The sequence below is a fragment of the Mycobacterium sp. IDUB_5 genome (assembly GCF_055419565.1).
In genome coordinates, this window is sequence record NZ_JBVAXX010000003.1 from 494,844 (window position 1) to 514,267 (window position 19,424).

17 protein-coding genes are annotated in these 19,424 nt (G+C 64.9%); 11 read left to right on the forward strand and 6 right to left on the reverse strand.

Features of this window, described 5'->3' with window-relative positions:
* Positions 1 to 89: 89 nt before the first annotated feature.
* From ACZY1G_RS11655 to ACZY1G_RS11670, 4 genes are read left to right on the forward strand one after another with little or no spacing between them, the layout of a single operon-like run.
* Positions 90 to 1,451, forward strand: a complete 1,362-nt coding sequence (locus ACZY1G_RS11655) for a tyrosine-protein kinase domain-containing protein (RefSeq protein WP_463822447.1) — start codon at positions 90 to 92, stop codon at positions 1,449 to 1,451.
* A gap of 13 nt (positions 1,452 to 1,464) precedes the next feature.
* Positions 1,465 to 2,739 carry an O-antigen ligase family protein gene (locus ACZY1G_RS11660; RefSeq protein WP_463822448.1) on the forward strand — a complete coding sequence of 425 codons (1,275 nt, stop codon included), beginning with the start codon at positions 1,465 to 1,467 and terminating at the stop codon, positions 2,737 to 2,739.
* On the forward strand, positions 2,736 to 3,632 hold the full coding sequence (locus ACZY1G_RS11665) for a glycosyltransferase family 2 protein (protein WP_463814421.1): 897 nt from the start codon (positions 2,736 to 2,738) through the stop codon (positions 3,630 to 3,632). Before ACZY1G_RS11660 ends, ACZY1G_RS11665 begins: the two co-directional genes overlap by 4 nt.
* Positions 3,632 to 5,146 (forward strand): oligosaccharide flippase family protein, encoded by a 1,515-nt coding sequence (locus ACZY1G_RS11670; RefSeq protein WP_463822449.1) that lies wholly within the window; start codon positions 3,632 to 3,634, stop codon positions 5,144 to 5,146. The genes ACZY1G_RS11665 and ACZY1G_RS11670 overlap by 1 nt, the downstream gene beginning before the upstream one ends.
* Positions 5,147 to 5,152: 6 nt before the next feature.
* Here the strand turns inward: ACZY1G_RS11670 and ACZY1G_RS11675 are convergent, their stop codons facing one another.
* Complete coding sequence (locus ACZY1G_RS11675) at positions 5,153 to 6,193, reverse strand: cellulase family glycosylhydrolase (protein WP_463822450.1); 1,041 nt, start codon at positions 6,191 to 6,193, stop codon at positions 5,153 to 5,155.
* Positions 6,177 to 7,064: a glycosyltransferase family 2 protein gene (locus ACZY1G_RS11680; RefSeq protein WP_463822451.1), complete on the reverse strand. Its 888-nt coding sequence runs from the start codon at positions 7,062 to 7,064 to the stop codon at positions 6,177 to 6,179. The genes ACZY1G_RS11675 and ACZY1G_RS11680 overlap by 17 nt, the downstream gene beginning before the upstream one ends.
* 169 nt (positions 7,065 to 7,233) lie before the next feature.
* On the opposite strand from ACZY1G_RS11680, the gene ACZY1G_RS11685 reads away from it, so the two are divergent.
* From ACZY1G_RS11685 to ACZY1G_RS11695, 3 genes are read left to right on the forward strand one after another with little or no spacing between them, the layout of a single operon-like run.
* Positions 7,234 to 8,331, forward strand: a complete 1,098-nt coding sequence (locus ACZY1G_RS11685) for a glycosyltransferase family 4 protein (protein WP_463822452.1) — start codon at positions 7,234 to 7,236, stop codon at positions 8,329 to 8,331.
* A 5-nt stretch (positions 8,332 to 8,336) separates the two neighbouring features.
* On the forward strand, positions 8,337 to 9,290 hold the full coding sequence (locus tag ACZY1G_RS11690; RefSeq protein ID WP_463814426.1) for an NAD-dependent epimerase/dehydratase family protein: 954 nt from the start codon (positions 8,337 to 8,339) through the stop codon (positions 9,288 to 9,290).
* Entirely contained in the window at positions 9,287 to 10,399 is a 1,113-nt protein-coding gene (locus ACZY1G_RS11695) for a glycosyltransferase family 4 protein (protein WP_463822453.1), read from the forward strand. The genes ACZY1G_RS11690 and ACZY1G_RS11695 overlap by 4 nt, the downstream gene beginning before the upstream one ends.
* Here ACZY1G_RS11695 and ACZY1G_RS11700 read toward each other — a convergent pair.
* Positions 10,396 to 11,598 (reverse strand): acyltransferase family protein, encoded by a 1,203-nt coding sequence (locus ACZY1G_RS11700; RefSeq protein ID WP_463822454.1) that lies wholly within the window; start codon positions 11,596 to 11,598, stop codon positions 10,396 to 10,398. The genes ACZY1G_RS11695 and ACZY1G_RS11700 overlap by 4 nt on opposite strands.
* Positions 11,599 to 11,923: 325 nt before the next feature.
* Between ACZY1G_RS11700 and ACZY1G_RS11705 the strand changes: the two genes are divergently transcribed.
* A complete protein-coding gene (locus tag ACZY1G_RS11705) occupies positions 11,924 to 12,247 on the forward strand; it encodes a hypothetical protein (RefSeq protein ID WP_463822455.1) in 324 nt (107 codons plus the stop codon).
* On the opposite strand, the gene ACZY1G_RS11710 is transcribed toward ACZY1G_RS11705, so the two are convergent.
* From ACZY1G_RS11710 to ACZY1G_RS11720, 3 genes are read right to left on the reverse strand one after another with little or no spacing between them, the layout of a single operon-like run.
* A complete protein-coding gene (locus ACZY1G_RS11710; RefSeq protein ID WP_463822614.1) occupies positions 12,244 to 12,879 on the reverse strand; it encodes a nucleoside triphosphate pyrophosphatase in 636 nt (211 codons plus the stop codon). The genes ACZY1G_RS11705 and ACZY1G_RS11710 overlap by 4 nt on opposite strands.
* Positions 12,876 to 13,157: an acyl-CoA carboxylase subunit epsilon gene (locus ACZY1G_RS11715; protein ID WP_463822456.1), complete on the reverse strand. Its 282-nt coding sequence runs from the start codon at positions 13,155 to 13,157 to the stop codon at positions 12,876 to 12,878. The genes ACZY1G_RS11710 and ACZY1G_RS11715 overlap by 4 nt, the downstream gene beginning before the upstream one ends.
* 32 nt (positions 13,158 to 13,189) lie before the next feature.
* Positions 13,190 to 14,815: an acyl-CoA carboxylase subunit beta gene (locus ACZY1G_RS11720; protein WP_463822457.1), complete on the reverse strand. Its 1,626-nt coding sequence runs from the start codon at positions 14,813 to 14,815 to the stop codon at positions 13,190 to 13,192.
* A 409-nt stretch (positions 14,816 to 15,224) separates the two neighbouring features.
* Between ACZY1G_RS11720 and ACZY1G_RS11725 the strand changes: the two genes are divergently transcribed.
* The 3 genes from ACZY1G_RS11725 to ACZY1G_RS11735 all read left to right on the forward strand — a co-directional run bounded on the left by ACZY1G_RS11725 (position 15,225) and on the right by ACZY1G_RS11735 (position 19,314).
* Positions 15,225 to 15,644 carry a hypothetical protein gene (locus ACZY1G_RS11725; RefSeq protein WP_463822458.1) on the forward strand — a complete coding sequence of 140 codons (420 nt, stop codon included), beginning with the start codon at positions 15,225 to 15,227 and terminating at the stop codon, positions 15,642 to 15,644.
* Positions 15,645 to 15,728: 84 nt separating this feature from the next.
* Positions 15,729 to 17,558 (forward strand): DUF4012 domain-containing protein, encoded by a 1,830-nt coding sequence (locus ACZY1G_RS11730; RefSeq protein ID WP_463822459.1) that lies wholly within the window; start codon positions 15,729 to 15,731, stop codon positions 17,556 to 17,558.
* A gap of 250 nt (positions 17,559 to 17,808) precedes the next feature.
* Positions 17,809 to 19,314, forward strand: coding sequence for a tyrosine-protein kinase domain-containing protein (locus ACZY1G_RS11735; RefSeq protein WP_463822460.1), 1,506 nt, complete (start codon positions 17,809 to 17,811; stop codon positions 19,312 to 19,314).
* Positions 19,315 to 19,424: the final 110 nt, after the last annotated feature.

Genomic DNA, 19,424 nt, shown 5'->3' on the forward strand with positions numbered 1-19,424 from the left:
TCGGATCTGAGATAGCGTATGCGCACCGGTGCACCGGGTGATGCGCGAACGATGGACACAAGAAAGGTCGCTGCGTTGAAGGGTCACCATTGACGGTCCATGACTTCACGCGGATTCTGCGGACCCGCTGGAAAATCATTTGCGGCATCGTTCTGATAACGATGTCGTGCGCCGTCGTTTACCTGTTGCTCGCGGCTCCCCAGTACGTGGCTTACACACGATTGTTCGTGTCGACGACGTCCGACGGCACCAATACACAAACCAACGACGGCGGTCTGTTCGCTCAGCGGCGCGTGCTCTCCTACACGCAGCTGCTGCAGGGGGGTCTGCTCGCCCAGCGCACGGTCGACAAACTCGGGCTCGACATGACCGCTGCGCAGCTGCAGGAGAAGATCACCGCGGTCGCGCCGACGGACACCGTGCTGATCGATGTCACGGTGCAGGATTCTTCACCCACGCGGGCCCGCGACATCGCGAACACGCTCTCCGACGAGTTCGTGGTGATGGCGGCCGCGCTGGAAACCCCGGATCTCGGCGCCCGGCCGAACGCTCAGGTGGTGGTGCAGCAGCGCGCCGGTGTGCCGGAAATCCCCGTGTCGCCGAAGAAGTCGCGAATCCTGGCCGTGGCGGCCGCAGTCGGCCTGCTGCTCGGAATCCTGGCCGCGTTGATCCGCGACCGTCTGGACCCGGCGATTCGGCGGCCTGAGTCGGTCGAAGGCATCACCGGAGTCGGCGTGATCGGCGAGATCCCGGCGGGCGGGGGTCGTGGTGGGGGACCTGTCGTTGCGTTCGAGCAGGCCGATCCGGCGCTGGCCGACGCGTTCCGCGAGTTGCGCACCAACCTGCAGTCCCTCGAAGTGGCGCCCGGCCCGCGGGTGCTCCTGACGGCCAGCTCGGTGTCAGGGGAGGGCCGCACGTCGGTGGCCGTGAACCTCGCCCTCGCGCTGGCCGAGGCGGACCACTCGGTGGTCGTCGTCGATGCCGACCTGCGCCGGCCCAGGGTCGCGGATGCTCTCGGCATCAACGGGGCGGTGGGTCTGGGCACCGTCCTGACCGGGGCGGCGGAGCTGTCGGACGCCCTGCAGCAGACGCAGTTCGCCGGCGTGACCGCGCTGCCGGCAGGCGAGTTCTCGGCGAACCCGACAGAGGTCCTCGGAACACAGCGAGCGCGAACGGTTTTCACCGAGCTGGGGGAGCGCTTCGACTATGTCGTGGTGGACTCCCCGCCGGCGACGGTGAAAGACGCCGTGATGCTCAGTCCCTTCATGGAGGGCGTGTTGCTCGTGGTGCGGTACGGCCACAGCACCCGTAAGCAGTTGGCCGGCACTGTCGCAGCGCTCACCCGGGCGGGTGCACCGCTGACGGGTGCAGTGGTCGTGACGGCGAACGGCAGGGCCGCGCGGGGCGCAAAGCCGAGTGGCGATCGGCGACTCAGCGGCCACCAGAAGTAAACAGGCACTGTCGATGCGCCGTACCGTGTTCGCGCCCGCCCCGACCGGGGTGGGCATCGCGGGCGACGGCGTTCGTTATCCGCGGTTGGAGCGGCATGCCCTGGCCGGGTTGATCATCCTCGCCATCGCCCTCGTGGTGGTTCCCGAGGCCATCAACCACGTGTTCGTCAAGCACGCACCCGATCTGCCGCCGCTGGAAGAGTCGGGTGGTTCGGGAGAGGTTCCGCTGGCCCATCTGGCGCGGTTGGGTGGTTCGGCCGTGCTGCTGGTCTACACGTCGGCGGTGGTGCTGCTGACCCGCGGACGCTCGGACCGCACGGTCGGGGGCGTTCTCATCCTGCTGTTAGCCGTCAATGTGCCCTACCTGATCAGCCCGTCGTTGCCGCCGCCGGCCGACCTGCCGAAGATCCTGCTGGCCAATCTCTTCGTCATCGCGCTGTGGAAGACGGGTGCGTCCATCGAGGGGCTGAAGTGGTTGCCGATCCTGGTCACCGGGATCGGCGTCTACTCGTTGATCGGTGGACTGCTCGTCCCCGATTACATGATGTACAACATCGTCTCCATCAAGGCGATCATCGGCGGCTGGGAGCTGGCTGGCCCGTTCGGGCACGGCAATGTGCTCGGAATGTATTGCGCCGTCGCATTTTCGCTTGTGCCGCTGGTTCCGGGCAGGCGATGGCAGCTGTTCTGTGGTGCCGTGCTGTTGACGACGATCCTGGCGTCGGCGTCGCGTACCGCGGTGATCGCCGCGGCGATGGTGTTGCTGTGGTGGGGTGTCTGCCGCATCCGATCTGTGGTCAACGTCCGCTTCTCCGGCACGGTGTTCGTCAGTGCCGCGGCGTCCGGCATGTTGATTCTTCCGTTCCTACCGTGGGATCCGCACGCGTTCACCGATCGCGCCGCGGTGTGGGCGGCCAGTCTGGCCCAGTGGCAGAGCTCCCCGCTGGTGGGTCTCGGCGTCAACTGGTTCCTGATCGACGCCCAGCACAACGCCAACGTCGCGGCGTGGGCGTATGTCGGTACGGGGCACAACCTCGTCGTCGACACGTTGGTGAAGTCGGGAGTGATCGGCCTGGCGGTGCTGGCGCCGGTGCTGGTGATCGCGATCCTGGGCACGCGGACGCTACAGCCGAGTCGGCAGATCGCGCTGTTCGGTTACCTGGGCGCCTTTTTCGTCGCCGCGTCCACGGAGGCGGTGTGGGGGCTGCTGCCGAATCTGCAGCTGTTTCCGATCAGCGGCTTGATCTTCGCGATTCTGGTGCTGAACCGGTTCGGTAAACCGGCATGACCGGCGACGCGGTGAGTGTGGTCATTCCGACCATCGGGCGGCCGAGTCTTCGGCAGGCGGTGGATTCGGCTCTGCGGCAGACGGTTCCGCCGGCAGAGATCGTCGTCGTGCTGGACCGCGACTGTGTGCCCGATCTGCCGGACGCGGACGAGGTGCGGGTGATCGCGACCGCCGGTGCGCAAGGCCCCAGCCGGGCCAAGCATCTGGGTGTCGAGGCGGCGCGCGGCGATGTCATCGCGCTGCTCGACGACGACGACATCTGGCGGCCGGAGAAGCTCGAGCGACAGCTCGCGGCCGCCCCGGACGGCGACGAATGGATCATGTCGTGCCGCTTCCGGCGTCTGCTCGACGGTGGTGAACCGATCATCGGGCCCCGCACACTGCTCGACCAGTTCGAACCGGTGGCGCCCTATCTGTTCGAGATGCGGGAGCGGCAGGCGTTCAACATGGTGCAGACCTCGACTCTGCTGTTCCCGCGAGCGTTGACGCAGTCGGTTCCGCTCTCGGTGGCGGAGGGGTCGATTCACGACGACCCCAAGTGGCTGATGGAGGTTCGGCGCACGTTCCCGCGCTTGCCGATCATCCAGCTGCCCGATCCGCTGGTCGACATCGTGTGGACTGCCGTCTCGGTGTCGCGGGCGGGGATCGATCGCAGCGCGGAGTACATCGACTGGGGCGTACGCGAACTGGCCGAGGAGTCACCGCGGGTGCGGGGGGATTACATGCTGACCTCGGCGGTGGGGTCGGCGTTGGGGGCCGGCTCACTGCGCGGAGTGACGAGATCGATCGCGGCGGGAGTCCGGTACGGTCGTCCCGGTTCGTTGGCGTGGGCCAGCGCGGCGAAATCACTGGCGCGCCTCGGTAGGCAGCGGCTGCCCCGCGGGGAGGGTTGATGTCGCCGAGCTTCGCCAAGAACACGCTTCTCGGGTTCGCGTCGGGGGCCGCGGTGGCGTTGGCCGGTTTCGTCGGGAATGCGATCGTGGCGCGGCTGCTGGGCCCTGAGCGGCTCGGCGTCTTCGCCTACGTCGTGTGGTGTGTGACGGTCGCGGCGACGATCGCCTCGCTCGGAATCGACGTCGTGCAGCAACGTTTCATCCCGAACCTGCGTGCCGAGGGGCGCGGCGACGAGGCCGAGGGCCTGATCGGGGCCACCACCCGGGTGTCGATAGCGGCGATGACGGTGATCGGGATCGTGCTGGTCGGATACCTGCTCTGGCCGGGCAAGGGTGCGCTCGAGGGCACGTCGACGGTGGTGGTGATCGTCGTCGCGGCCGCCTGGTTCGTGACCTGGAAGCTGGGCGATCTCTATCTGTTCTACCTGCGGGGTGAGCAGCGCTTCGGCGAGGTCGCCCAGTTGTCGGCAGTGTCGGCGCTGTTGAAGGTCTCCACATTCGCGGCGGGTGCATGGCTGTTCGGAATCCCCGGAGCGTTGGCGGGCTACATCGCAGGCAGTCTCCTGCCGGCGAGTAGGGTGTATCGGCTGCTGCGCAAGAAGCCCCGGCTGGAGCCGGCCCTGCGCCGCGAGGTCGGGAAGTTCGCGCTGGGCAGTTGGGCCGTCGGGGTCATCGGCACGCTGGTGTTCGGCCGCACGCAGGTGGTGTTCCTCGAGCATTACAGCGGATTGACCGCCGTCGGATTGTTCGCCGCGGCGGTGACGATCGCCGAGATGGCGGTGCAGTTGCCACCGTTGCTGCTGTCGGCCTTGCTGCCGCGGTTCAGCGAGCAGCACGGGATGGGCGCGCAGGACCACATGATGCGGTTGTACCGCACCACCACCGCGTTGATCGCGATGGTGATCGTCCCGCTGTGCCTCGGTCTCGCCGCGGTCGCACCGGTGTTGATCCCGGCCCTGTTCGGCGCCGATTACGCCAAGGCGGTACCGGCTGCGGCGGTGCTGCTGATCGCCGCCGCCATCTCGGCGCTGGGGGTCACCACGCTCTACCTGCTGTACAGCACCGGCAAGACGGCTCTGCTGGTGATCTCCAACGGCCTCGGCCTGGTCGTCACCATCGCGCTGGGGTTCCTGCTGATCCCGCGTTACGGACTGATGGGTGCGGCGTGGTCGCGCGGGGCGGCGCAGGTACTCGTCGTCCTGCTCGAAACCTGGTATGTGACAGTCAAGTTGAAGTTCCGTCCGCCCTACCGTGTGCTCGGCGCTATCGCGGCCGCGGCGCTGGCGGCGGCGGCGATCGCCGATCTTATCAGCGCGCAGTGGGGTTCCGCCCTGTCGCTGGCCGTCTCGATTCCCGCGGCGATCATCGTGTACGTCGCGGTACTACGGACCTTGTCGGTGGCCTCGATGTTCGACCAGGGCTTGGTCAATCGGCTCGTCGAGCGGGTGCCGGAACACCGGCGGACGCTGGTTCGGAAGCTGCTGAAGCTGCCGACACCCAACACGTCGTCCTAGTTCGGCCTAGTCGGAGCCGCCGGCGGTGTCGGTCAACGCGATGGCGGCGAGTTTGCGGCTGTTGTCGGCGCGCAGCACCCCGAAGTTCTCCTCGATCTCGCTCGGATCGGTGCCGCCGTCGACCAACTCGTAGTAGATGAGAGGGCCGACCCAGTCCCAGGCGTCGACCTGTTGGCGAGCCAGCAACAGGGTCGCGGCTTGGTCCTGTTCGGACACGGCGCTCGGCCCGGTCCCGGTGGGGGCGCCGTACTCGGTGATCCACACCTTCTTGGCACCGTCACCGCGCTGGGTCATCAGTGCGTGCAGCGCCGGCAGATCGCGGAAGCCCCCCGTCGTGCGCTGGGTGCGGTCCATCGGGTACGACGGAAAAGTGTAGGGATGCACGGCGATTCCGTCGGCGAGTTGCGCCACGCCGTCGTCGTAGAGATGGGTCAGGTAGGTGGTCGGGTCGACGTCGGGGCCTGGGCTGCCATAGGTGGGGGAGAGCCCGCCGATGAGCAGGGTGGCGCGCGGGTCGACCTCGCGCACTGCCGCCGCCGCGGCGCGGAACACCCGCCCGTACTCGGCGGCATCGGGGTCGGGCGGCCAGAACTTTCCAGTGTTGGGTTCGTTCCAGATCTCCCAGTCGTGCACACCGCGGGCGGCGTAGCGCTGCGCTGCGACGCGGGCGAAGTTGGCGAACGCCGCGGGATCGTGGGGGCGGTCACGGTTGGATGCCGTCATGCCCTTCGTCCACGGCGGGGCGAAGGCGAGGACGAGCAGCACCTTCATCCCGCGGCGCAGCGCGCGGTCGACGATCGTGTCGGCCGACGTCCAATCCAGTTGACTCTGAACGGGTTCGATCACCGACCAGTCGACGTCGACGCGTACCCACCGAACGTTCATGGCGGCCATCGCGTCGAATTGCGCGTCGAGTGACTGCTTGTCGGCGCCGCGATAGTGCACCGTCATCCCGATCGGCACGTGCGTGGGTTGGGATTGGCAGGAGGTGATCAGTCCAGCGATCAGGATCAGGCTCAGCAGCAGTCGGCTAGCGCAGGACGGCACGGGTATCGGCTTCGCGGGTGAACGGCCGACCAGCCAAGCCTTCGGCACGCCCGATCAGCAGCGCCGCCGCGTCGCGCGGACTGAACTTCGCGGGGTTCCGGACGGGCATCAGCGCCGCAGCGACGAGGTGTGCCGTCTTGTACCACAGCGGATAATCCCACGTGCGCAACAGGTTTCCCGCCCCACGGCCGTAGTTGCGCAGTTTGCGCCGCCGTTCGCGGGGTGGCAGGTGCGCGAACTCCGTCTGTGCCCACACGACGACGTCGTCGGCCCAGACGATGGAGAAATCGTCGAGACGTGCCATCCGCAGCAGCAGATCGGGTCCCTCGGCGGACTGCCACGGGGTGTCGGCTCCGGAACCGCGTCCCGGATCGAACCCGCCGACCGCGTCGAAGGCGTCGCGGCGGAAGACGGTGGCCGGCTCGATGGCACCCCAGGCGCTGCGCTTCGTCAGCGGCGTTCCGGGAGCGGGCAGCGGATTGCGTGGGCCCTCGCTGTCGAGCAGGCGGCCCGCGCACACGGTGGCAGGCGCCACGCAGTGGCGAGCGAGGTGCTCGACGAAATCGGGTTCGACGTGGCTGGTGTCGTTGGGGAACCAGAGCCAGTCGACGTCGGCGGGCAGCAGCGCCACGGCAGCGTTGCGTCCGTTGGAGATTCCGCGGGCGCTGAGCGTGGTGCGGATGGTCAGGGAGTTGGCGAAGTCGGCGACCACCTCCGCGAGTGCTTGCTCGCCCGCCGGATCATGATGGGCGATCACCACCGCCGCGAGGGGCCGGCTTTGCGCGGCCAGGTCGGCGAGCAGTTCACGCAGGGGCTCCCAGCGCCCCACCGTGGTCACCGCGACTCCGATCCGCGGTGCGTCACCTCCCATGGCCGTGAGCGTAATCCAGCAGCGCCGGTATTCGGTGGGCAAACGAACATCGTGAACTGGCAGTAGCCGATACGATGGCCTCCGTCGCACGTCAAAGAATTTCACGATCCATTTTGCCGTGGTATCTCGGATTGCCGAGCCACGCATTGAGCACGGGGGGATGTCGGAGATGCGGATTGCGTTCCTGACCGAGCTCTATTTTCCGAGCGTCGGCGGCCAGGAGGTGTTCTTCCAGGAGTTGGGCGAGGCGATGGTGCGTCGGGGCCACACCGTCGACGTGTACTGCATCGGCCATGTGCCCGACCTCCCTGACGTCGAGGTCATCAACGGCGTCACCGTCCACCGGGAAGCGAATTCGGGCCGATACAAGACGCCGAGGATCAAGGCACTGCGCCGCAACTGGTGGGACATCGCGAAGTACAGCGCGGGCGTCCGGCGCGTCGCGGCCCGCGGCGATCACGACTTCTTCCTGCTCAACGAGTGGCCGCTGATGCACGTGCTGGCGCTCCCGGGCTCGGTGCGCGCACGAAGTGCGTTGCACTGGTGCGAAATTCGAGAAGATCTGTTGTTGCGCACCCTGCAGGCACAGTTCCCGAAGCTGGTCGGCTCGAACTTCGCGGTCGGCGAGGCGGTGGCAGCCGCGATCACCCAGCAGTCGGGACGGGCTTGCGATGTGCTGCCCAGCGGTATCGAGGCCCACCGGTATCGCGCGGCTCCCGGCGCCGAGCGCTCGGGCGTGCTCTACGTCGGGCGGCTCGCACCGCACAAGAACCTGCCGCTGCTCATCGACGCGTTCGGACTGGCCGCCGACCGTGGCTTCCAGGGTGACCTCGTGATCGCCGGGGCAGGGCCGTCCCTTGACGATGTGAAGGCAACCGTCAGACAGAGTCCCGTAGCCGACCGCGTACGCGTGCTGGGGTCGGTCGACGAGGCCCGCAAGCTGGACCTGCTCGCGACGTCGTCGGTGCTGGGCATGCCGAGCCGGCGCGAGGGCTTCCCCCGGGTGATCGCCGAAGCCATGGCGAGCGGGCTGCCGGTGGTGACGGCGGATTTCCCCGAGAACGGGGGCAAGGACGTCGTCAAGCAGTACGGCGCGGGCGTGGTGTGCGGCACCGCGCCGCTGGCGTTCGCCGACGCGTTGCTCGACGCGCAGGCCGGCTGGGAGGGCTATTCGCAGGCCGGGCGCGCCGGCGCGGTGGACCTGGACTGGACGCACATCGCAGAAAAGCTCGAAAAGCACGCTCAGCAGAAACAACTCGGGGGGTAGCACGCATGCGCATCATGGTCACCGGCGGCGCCGGCTTCGTCGGCAAGGAGTTGGTGCAGACTCTCAAGGACGGTAACGACGTGCTCGTCGCCGACCTGCTGCGGTACGGCACACCGGACTGGCTGGCCGGTGAGCTCGACGGTTTCGCGTTCGAGCGGGTCGACATCCGCGACGCCGCCGCGACCGCCGCGGTCGTCGAGCGCTTCGCCCCTGAGGTCGTCGTGCACCTGGCGGCCATCCACTACATCCCGGAGTGCGACGCCGATCCGGCCAACGCGGTCGCGACGAACGTCACGGGCATGGTGAACGTGCTCTCCGCCCTCGCCCCGGGAACGCGGTTCGTCTTCGCGAGCAGCGGCGCGGTGTATCGCCCGGACGAGGCGCCGCACCGCGAACTCGAGTCGGTGGTCGAGCCGGTGGACATCTACGGCTTCACCAAGGACCAGGGCGAGGACTACGTGCACATGTTCGCGGCGAACCGCGACATCGCGGGCGTGATCGTGCGGTTGTTCAACGTCATCGGGCCCGGGGAGACGAACCCCCACCTGCTGCCCGCGATCGTCGTGCAGCTGCGGGACAGCCCAGAAGCGATCAACCTCGGCAACACCTGGCCCAAGCGGGATTACATCGACGTCCAGGACGCGGCGGGTGGCTTCGCGGCGGCGGCGCTGGGGGCCGTGCCCGGTCCTGGCGGGGTCGAGATCGTCAATCTCGGCAGCGGACAGCAGTATTCGGTGGACGACATCGTGAACAGGATGCGCTCGGTGCTCGGCTTGGATTTCGAGGTGCGCCAGGATCCGAGCCGGATGCGTGCGGTGGACCGGCCCTATCTGGGCGCGGACATCTCGCGTATCGGGGAGCTGTTCGGCTGGTCACCGAAGTGGGAGCTCGACGAGACACTGAAGCGGATGTGGGCCAATCCCGACCTACTGCCGCAGTTGGAAGGCCGATTGACTTGACCGACCGCCGGGTCGACTTGCTGTTCGACGCACGGCACATCCGGCAGAGCGGGATCGGTACCTACATCGCGACGTTGTTGCCGAGCCTGGAAGAGACGTTCGCCGAACGCGGGCTCTCGCTGGCCGTCCTGGTCAACGAGCATGCGGTGCCGGAGCTGCGACACGCGCGCATCGTGACGGCCGCGCCGGCCGCGATGTACACGCTGGGGGAGCAGCGGGTGTGGGGCCGCGCGCTCGACGAGGTGCGGCCTCGCGGCTTCTGGGTGCCGCACTACCCGTTCCCCTTCGCGACGCTGTCCCCGCGCCACCGACGTACCCAGCTCTTCGTGACGGTGCACGACACCATGCATGTACGGGAACAACAGATCAGCGGACAGAGCGCGGCGCGGCGCGTGTATGCGCGTGCGATGTTCGTGTTGGACGGACGATTCGCCACGTTGGTGTTGACGCCGTCGGAGGCGACGTCGGCGACGTTCGCGGCGATCGCGCCCAGGGCGCGCACGATGGCGACCCCGATTCCCGTGCACGAGCAGTGGTTTAACCCCGTCGATTCTGGTATGTCGCCGGTGCCGCAGCCGTACCTGCTGTATGTGGGGAACGCCAAGTGGCACAAGAATTTACCGTTGCTCCTGATGGCGTTCGGCGACGTCGTCGGAGACGTCCCGCACCGGCTGGTGATCGCGGGCAGCGGGGAGGCGCTGCGCGGGGGAGACGAGCGGGTGCCCGCATTGGCAGCGGCGCTGGGGGATCGGGTCGAGGTGATGGGCCGGTTGGACTTCGAGGTGCTGAGGGCGCTGGTGGCTGGTGCGGATCTGTTGGTGATGCCCTCGCTGCACGAGGGCGCGGGGTTGCCGCCGATCGAGGCGATGGCCTCGCGCACGGCGGTGGCCGCCGCGGACATCCCTGCTCTGCGGGAGACGTGCGGGGACGGTGCGGACTACTTCGATCCGACCAACCGAGGCGAGCTGGGGGCGCTGCTCCGCAGGTTGTGTGGTGACGATGTCGCTCGTGCCGAGTTGGCGGAGCGGGGCTGGGCGCATGTGAGCGCGCGGCAGAACGGTCTTTCGCTGAAGCCGGCCGCGGAGGCGGTGGCGAACGCGCTGGCTTAGCCGACGTGGCCGCAACACGGCAGGGCATGCTGTGTGGGCTCGAAGCGGTCGGGGCGTGCGGCGTACGCGATGACGGCGAGGGTGATCAGGACCAGCGCGGCGACGGCAGCCACCTTGGTGGCGCGTTGGACATGGAAGAGACCGTGCTTCATGTCTTGTCGGGCCTGGCGCACGGCATCCCAGTTGAACTCGCGCAGTGGCTCTTCGACGAAGTGGTGGCAGGCGATGGCCAGGCCAAACGACAGGGCCAGCGCGGCGCCGTAGTAGTAGACGGTCGTTTCCATCGCGGCGGAGAGCAGCACGATGACGGGCCAGTGAACGAGGTAGAGGGCATAGGAGAGGTCGCCGAGATAGGTGGCGGCACGATTGCGGAGTAGCGGCTGGAACAGCGGCTCGCTACCGACGCCGGCGGCGATGACGAGAAGGGTTCCGACGACGGGCAGCAGAGCCCACGGGACGGGGAAGCCGCCAGCCGCGGGGTCGATGAGGAACAGGCTGGCGACGATCAATCCCACGCCGGCCCAGGACAGCAGCGGGCGCAACCACACGGGAAGTGTCGCCAGCGTGCCGACGGCGGTCGCGAGGAGAGCGCCGGCGCCGAGTTCCCAGACGCGGGCGAAGGTGTTGAAGAAGGCCACATGCGGCCCAGCGGCCGCCTCGACGGTGGCCCAGGCGAGGGACGCGGCAGTAACAAGCCCGGATGCGGCTGCGACGCTGCCGAGCCAGCGTTCGCGACTCCACGCGCGACGCGCGACCACAGCGGTGATCGCGAGAATGACCAGCGGCCAGACGATGTAGAACTGCTCCTCGATGGCGAGCGGCCAGTAGTGCTGCAGCGGGGAGGCGGCGTCCGCGGCCATGGATGCATCGGCGCCTCGAGAGGCGAAGTGCCAGTTGGCGAGGAACGCGAGAGAGAACAGCGCGTCGACGCCGGTCTCGTGGGCGCGGCTGGGAATCAGCATGATCGCCGCGACAAAGGTGGCGACGACGACGAGGAATGCGAGGGGCAGGATGCGTCGCGCGCGGTCGAGCCAGAAGCGGCCCAGGGATACCGAACCGGTGGGCTCGGCGCTGCGCAGAAGCATGTCGGTGACGAAGAAGCCGGAGATGACGAAGAAGACCTCAATGCCGAGGGTCCCGCCGCGGGGCCACCCGACAACATGGGTCGCTAGTACCGCGAGAACCGCCAGTGCGCGCAAACCCTGTACGTCTAGACGATAATTTGCTCGTTCTGCACGCCGGCGACGACGCAGCGACGATTCTCGGAAACGATCCAGCGCAGTAACCATGTTTGCCCCCCCGGCGCACAATTGACGGTTACGGGCAATGATCGCTGATCTAGCGACATGCCGCATAGGGCAATGCGCAGTGACGTGAGTCACCGCGCGACGTGCCCCGGAAGGGCCGCAAATCGCGCCGGCTGGAGGAACCTGTGAAATCGCCCGCGACACAGGCGATGCCCACCGCCGCAGCTGTAGATGGGCTAATGTCCTACTGGCTTCAACGAGACCAAAGGGGTGGGCGATGCGGAAGATTGTCACTGCGGCAGGAGCGACCACTGCTGCTGTTGTTGTCGCGATGACGGGGCTCGCCGGCCCCGCGGCGGCTGCTGACCAGTGGGTGATGCCCGACGTCCGGGGTGAGATTCTTGAGAGCGCGATCAAAGACGTGCGCTCTGTGACAGGTGACGCCGAACTCGACATTCGATTTCAGCCCAGCGTCAACCAGGTTGTCTACAACTACTCGAACTGGGCTGTATGCGCGACGTCGCCGAGGGCAGAGCGCGAGATCTCACAGAAGACCAAGAGAGTCATCTTCGCGATTCGTCGCCTGAACGAGAAGTGCTAAGTCACTTTCCAGAAATGTTCGATCGACAGGTCCGCCGCTCCCAAGAGTTGGCGGACCAACGGCAAGCTGATGCCGATGACGTTTGACGGGTCGCCCTCTATCCGGTCGATGAACCATCCGCCAAATCCGCCGAGCGTGAACGCTCCTGCGACGTGCACTGGCTCGTCGGTGGCCAGATACGCGTCAAGCTCGGTTGGGGTTGGCGCTCCGAAATGTACTGCCGTGCTGCCGGTTTCGCCCTGTGTGTGGGTGATGACACCGTCAGTGAGTCTCAGCAGCGTGTGTCCGGTCAAGAGGTGCCCGACCGAGCCGGCCATCTCGGACCATTGGTCGCGCGCCGCGTCCACGCTTCCGGGTTTCCCGCGCAGCGATCCATTCAGGTACAGCATTGAGTCGCAGCCGATGACAACGCAATCGGCGGCGACATCTGTTGGCAGTTGCGCGGCCACACTGAGGGCTTTGGCATTGGCAAGTTTGAGCACCACTGCTTCAGGCGGCGTCTCGTGATCCAACGAGGCGATGAGCGCGTCCTCGTCGACATCTGAGACGACCACCAAGGGATCGGTCCCTGCCTGGCGCAGGACTCGCAGCCGACCGCTCGAAGCGGAACCCAGGACGAGGCGGCTCATCAGTGCCGCATGTGCGTCCGCTCAAGCAGCGTGACTCGCTGCCAGCTGGTTACGTCGTAGCGCAGTTTGTCGACGGGATGGCCCCACGGATTGAGTTCCTGCGGGCCCGGTTCGGTGTGCCCCGCTCCCGCGGTGCCGGCCAGCACGGTCACCAGCGCGGCGAGTTCCTCGGCGCTGGGGGAGCCCTTCACGATCTGAAAGTGTGGGTCGGGCGGAGGCGGGTTATCGATGGTCATGTCCCGCGGATCGGACACCTCGACGATGTCGGCACTGTGGTCCACAGCTGAACTCCTTGTCGCGCAGGTGAATTGATCTACAGCGGGATGTTGCCGTGCTTCTTCGGCGGCGTCTGAGTGATCTTGCGCTCCAGCAGTCGCAGCGCAGTCCCGATGTAGCCCCGGGTATGCGAGGGCGGGATGACCGCATCCACGTAGCCCCGTTCGGCCGCGACGTAGGGATTGACGAGGGTGTCCTCGTACTGCTGCTGCAACTCCAGCCGCAGCGCGTCGACATCTTCGCCGTTCTTGGCCGCGTCCTTGAGTTCTTTGCGGTAGACGAAACCCACGGCGCCCGAAGCGCCCATCACAGCGATCTGCGCGGTCGGCCACGCGACGTTGACGTCGCAGCCCATGTCCTTCGACCCCATGACGCAGTACGCGCCGCCGTAGGCCTTGCGGGTGATGACGGTGACCTTGGCGACGGTGGCCTCGCCGTAGGCGTAGAGCAGCTTGGCGCCGCGGCGGATGATGCCGTTGTATTCCTGGTCGGTGCCGGGCAGGAAGCCGGGAACGTCGACCAGCATGACGATCGGAATGTTGAAGCAGTCGCAGGTTCGCACGAAGCGAGCCGCTTTCTCCGAGGCGTTGATGTCGAGGCAACCGGCGAACTGGGTGGGCTGATTGGCCACGATGCCGACGGGCCGGCCGTCGATGCGGCCGAACCCGACGATGATGTTCTGCGCGTAACCGGCCTGGACTTCGAGGAATTCGTCGTCGTCCAGGATGCGGGTGATGACCTCGTGCATGTCGTAGGGCTGGTTCGGCGAATCGGGAATCAGCGTGTCGAGCTCGAGGTCCTCGTCGGTGAGGCTCTCCTCGATCGGGCCCGGATGGGGAGCCGGGTAGCGCGGCGGCTCGGCGTAGTTGTTGGGCGGCAGATAGGAGAGCAGATCCCGAACGTAGTCCAGGGCGTCCTGCTCGCCGGTGGCGACGTAGTGCACTGTGCCCGATTTGGACATGTGAGTCTGGGCGCCACCGAGTTCCTCCATGGTGACGTCCTCGCCGGTGACCGTCTTAATGACGTCGGGCCCGGTGATGAACATCTGGCTGGTCTGGTCGACCATGATGACGAAGTCGGTGAGGGCGGGGGAGTAGACATGGCCGCCGGCCGCCGCACCCATGATCAGGGAGATCTGCGGGACGACGCCCGAGGCCTTGATGTTGTTGTGGAAGATCCGGCTGTAGAGGCCGAGGGAAACCACACCCTCTTGGATGCGCGCGCCGGCACCGTCGTTGATGCCGATGAGCGGGCGGCCGGTCTTGATGGCGAGTTCTTGGACCTTGACGATCTTCTCGCCGTAGACCTCGCCGAGGCTGCCGCCGAACACGGTGGCGTCCTGGCTGAAGATGCAGACGTCGCGGCCGTCGATGGTGCCGTAGCCCGTCACCACGCCGTCGCCGGTGGGGCGGTTCTTGTCGAGGCCGAAGTTCTTGCTGCGGTGCTTGGCCAGCGCGTCGAGCTCGACGAACGAATCGTCGTCGAGCAGGGCGAGGATGCGCTCGCGCGCGGTGAGCTTGCCCTTGGCGTGGACCCTCTCGACGGCTTCCTCGCCGACAGGGTGCAGAGCCTCTTCGGCGCGCTTGCGCAGATCGGCCAGCTTCCCGGCCGTGGTGTGGATATCGATCTCGTGCTCGGCGGAGGGCTCAGTCACGCTCGTCATAGTCGTTGATGCTAGCGGCGGGTCCATCACGAGTCGCGCGGGGGTCTTATTGCTCCCTTAATAACCGTCCAGACAGGGCCTCTCGTCATCAGGGGGTCGACTGACCGTGACATGTCAGCCACCGGCTCGATTCCAGTCAATTCGGTCATATGGTGTGCAAACAGATCGGCGCAGTGCTCCCAGCAAACGATCTTGATTGCCGAAGCGCCGTGTTTCCGCGCGCTCGGATGTGACGCCTTCGAGCGCTGCGAGGGCCTAGCCGAGAGCGGTTGATCTGCTGGTAACACGCCATTTATGACGTTGCGGCGGAACCGTGAGAACTATCGCGATTCAGATTGACAGGGGATGCCCAGTCTGCAATGCTTCCAGCAACTTGTTCCGAGATGGGGACTTGAGAAAGTGGGGGGACATGACCACCATTGCTACTAAATTCCAGGTGACGGTCGCGGCTGCCGCAGTTGCAGCTGGTGCGGCCTTCGTTCCGGTGGCCGCTAACGCAGCTCCGCAGATTCAGCTCCCGGCTGCGCCGAGCTTTGCCGACCTGCCGCTGCAGCCCAAGGGGCCCGTTTATCTCCTGACTGCAGCGTCACTCCAGCTCTACGCTGTTTTTCTTCAGCAGAGCGCTGCATCGCAGGATCGCCGGGCTGACCGCCTCGAGGCCTACGCTGCTGCGCATCCGGATACCTTCTTCGGGAACCTGGCCGCATCTCGCGCCGCCCAGTTGCGTGAGAACGAGGCCGTAACGAACGGCATCACCTTCAGCGTCTGCTTGGGTGGTAATTCGGTCGGCATCGGGCCCTACGGAACGACGACCAGCGGCAGCTGCTGATCCTTCGACTTGTCGGGCAATCGTCGCATTGAGGCCTGCGCGTCCCCGGACGTGCGGGCCTCAATCGTTCATAGGGCTTTTTGAGTGGGCTTTTTTTCTGAACAACGAGCCGGCGACGACGCGGACGCTGACGACGGCTTCGAGCAATACGAAAGCCACCCGCGCCGCCGCGTTGTTCTCTGGGGCGTCTTATTCCTCGGCCTCGTCGTCGTGGGGATCGGCTGCTGGGTAGCCGTCGGCGCGTTTCAAGCTAAATCGCACCTTGAGTCGGCTCGCGAAAGCGCAACTGCGGCTAAGGATCAGCTGTTAGAAGCAGACACAACGGCAGCAGCCGCCTCTGCTGGTGACGCTATATCCAGCGCGCAAGCAGCGCGTGACGCAACGCACTCGCTCGGGTGGAACGTCGTTTCGGCGTTGCCGTGGTTAGGCAGTCCGTTCAAAGCAGGTCAGCAGATCACCGACGTCGTGCTTGGCTTGGCTGCAGACGTACTACAGCCGGCGACCGATGTAGGCGTCACAATCTCGCCTGATCGCATGTACAAGGATGGTCGCGTCGATGTAAATTTGCTGCGCAGCCAGGAGCCGCAACTGAGCAAGTTGGCAGCCGATGCGACACGGTTGAATGCCGAAGCCGGAGCGATCACCGATCCTCGTTATGTGTCTCTCATGAGTGATGCGCGATCGCAGCTGCAGAGCCAGATCGCTGATCTCACTTCGGTCTTAGAGAACACCGCGTTGGCGGCCAAGTTGGTCCCGTCGATGATGGGGGCCGATGGCCCGAGAACTTACTTCATGGGTTTCCAGACGAACGCCGAAGCAAGAGGAACAGGCGGACTACTCGGCGGTTTCGGCATTATTCGATTCGACAAGGGGACGCCGACGGTCGATACGCTGGCGTCGAACAACGATCTCGCAGATGCAATCGCCCCCGTTGACCTCGGCCCTGAGTACGACAAGATGTATGGCTACGCCAATGCGTTCACGGACTTCCGTAATAGCAACCTCAGCCCGCACTTCCCTTACACCGCACAAATATGGCAGTCGATGTGGGCTGTGGAGACAGGCACCAATGTGGATGGCGTGATCGCCATTGATCCAGTCGCTCTAAGTTACATATTGGGCGCGGTCGGTCCAGTGACTCTCGCCGATGGTGAGACGATCTCGAGGGACAATGTGGTCGAATTGACGGAATCGACCGCCTACCAGCGGTATCCGGACGACCAGCTGGCGCGCAAAAGATATTTGCAAGATATCGCGAATGCGGTCGTGACGAAGATGACCAATCCGGTCAAGTCGCCCCGAAAATTACTCGAGGCGCTCGGAAAAGGAGTAAGCGAACGGCGTATTGCCGTCTGGAGTTCGATCCCCGACGAGCAAAAGCTGCTTGAGCAGACATCCTTAGCTCACAATCTGCCTGATGATGCCGCCCCCTTTGCTGCTGTAGTAATAAATAACCTAGGTGGCAATAAACTCGACTACTACCTGCGGTCGCAAATCGAATACGCCGCAGATGACTGCAAGGGCGATACACGATCATCCACTGTTACTGTGAAGTTGACGAATACAGTACCCAACAAACCGTTGCCGGATTATGTGGCAGACGTGGCCGGCCTCTCTCCCGATGTGCAGATTCAGGTGCCGCGGGGCACCAATCTCACCTCCGTTCGGCTATTCGCCACTAAGGACGCAAAACTCTCCGCCGTGATTCTCAATGGGCAGCGAGTGCCCGCTATCCTGGGATATGAACGCGGACATCCTGTGTTCGAAGCTCAAGTTATCATTCCTCCTGGGCAGTCGGCTGACATTAACTTTCAGCTTTCCGAGCCAACTATGGCCGGTCAGCCCCGAATGCTGGTGCAGCCCCAAGTTGAAACCGTAAAGCCGCGTATGCGGGTGCCTGAGTGTCTGAAATGATCGCGGCCACGAAAATTCGCGTTCGATATCGGGCGTCATTTCAACGTTGTATTTCTGACTATCGACGACGTCCCTCAGTCGTCCGCAACTTAGGGAACGTTCGACCTATCCGGTCTCGAGCGCGTCAGCCTGTACGTCAAATTCGAGGATTAATTTCTGCATACAATGCCCCTAATGCAGGAGGTAACGACGCGGAGACTCGAGCATTTTGTTTTCGACGCTTGATGCGCACTGATGTAACGGAGTGGCTATGACCTTGCAAGAATTTGTGAAGCTTCTTCGAGCGCGTTGGATGATCATCTGCATAACTATGTTCATAGTCGTTCTGGGCGCAGTCGGATATTCGGTATTGACGACGCCGCTCTACCAGGCCACAACCCGCTTGTTCGTATCGACGACATCTGGTTCATCGCTGTCAGATGTATATCAGGGAAACCGGTTGTCTCAGGAACGCGTTGTGTCCTACGCACAGCTCTTAACCGGTACGACCCTCGCTCAGCGAACGATCGACAAACTTGGTTTAAGTATGACGGCTGATGCTCTTTTGGAAAATGTGTCGGCGACGGCAAAACCCGACACGGTGCTGATCGACGTGAGTGTGATGGACCCATCCCCAGTCCGAGCCCGTGACATCGCCAACACGATGTCCGACGAATTCGTTACGTTGGTCCGAGAGTTGGAGACGCCAGAGACCGGCGCCGCCCCGGATGCACGAGTGGTTGTCGAGCAGCGGGCCTCTATACCCGGACAACCCGTCGTGCCGAAGACAATGAGGAATATTGCGGCTGGCGCAGCCTTAGGTTTAATCGCCGGAGTTGCATTAGCCGTGCTGCGGGACTTGCTCGACAACACAGTAAAAAATCGGGAGACCCTCGAGACCATCACCAAAGTCGGTTTGGTGGGGAGCATTCCACTCGATAAAGACCGCAGAAAGCAAGCCGCGATACCTTTTGACCATGACAACTCGCCGATAGCCGAAGCATTCCGCAAGCTTCGGACAAACCTTCAGTTCCTCGCCGTCGACAATCCCCCGCGTGTGATCGTGGTGACAAGCTCGATGCCACATGAGGGAAAGTCGACAACCGCGATCAACCTGGCTTTGGCATTGGCAGAGGCGGAGCACTCAGTCGTCCTGGTGGACGGCGACATGCGGCGTCCGACTTTGGCGAAGTATCTAGACCTGGTGGGACCAGTGGGATTTAGTACCGTCTTGAGCGGTCAAGCTTCGCTAACGGATGCGCTTCAGAAGACGCGGTTCCCTGGGTTGACAGTTCTCACTTCGGGTGCAATTCCGCCTAACCCGAGTGAACTCCTTGGTTCTCAGTCGGCTAGGAAGCTGCTGGGCGAACTGCGCGCAACTTTCGACTATGTCATCGTGGACTCGACGCCGCTCCTCGCGGTGACGGATGCTGCGATACTTGCGGCTGGGGCCGATGGCGTGCTCTTGATGGCAAGGTTTGGACAGACTAGGCGCGAACAACTCGGCCACGCGGCTGGCAGTCTTGAGGACGTTGGTGCACCCTTGCTGGGCGCCGTGTTCACGATGGTACCGACGCGAGGAACCGGCTCTTACGGGAACTACAGCTACTCCTACTACGGCAGGGATCAAGGTCAGAGATCTTCTCAGCCGGTGTCGCCTGCACACACCATGGAAGAATCGCGTCAACCAGTTGTAGGCATATCCCGGAATGAACCGAGCGACATGACGCAGGCGCCTGGCGGAGTTAATCAGCACGGCAGGGATCGGTCTGAATGAGCCGGTGCGCCGACGTCTGCGGCCGCAGGGCGCACCTCTGTCACGTGGCTACGGTGGACTTATCGGGGGATCCTGGTTGTAGGGGAGGCGGTAGCGCGGGTGAGGCCTAC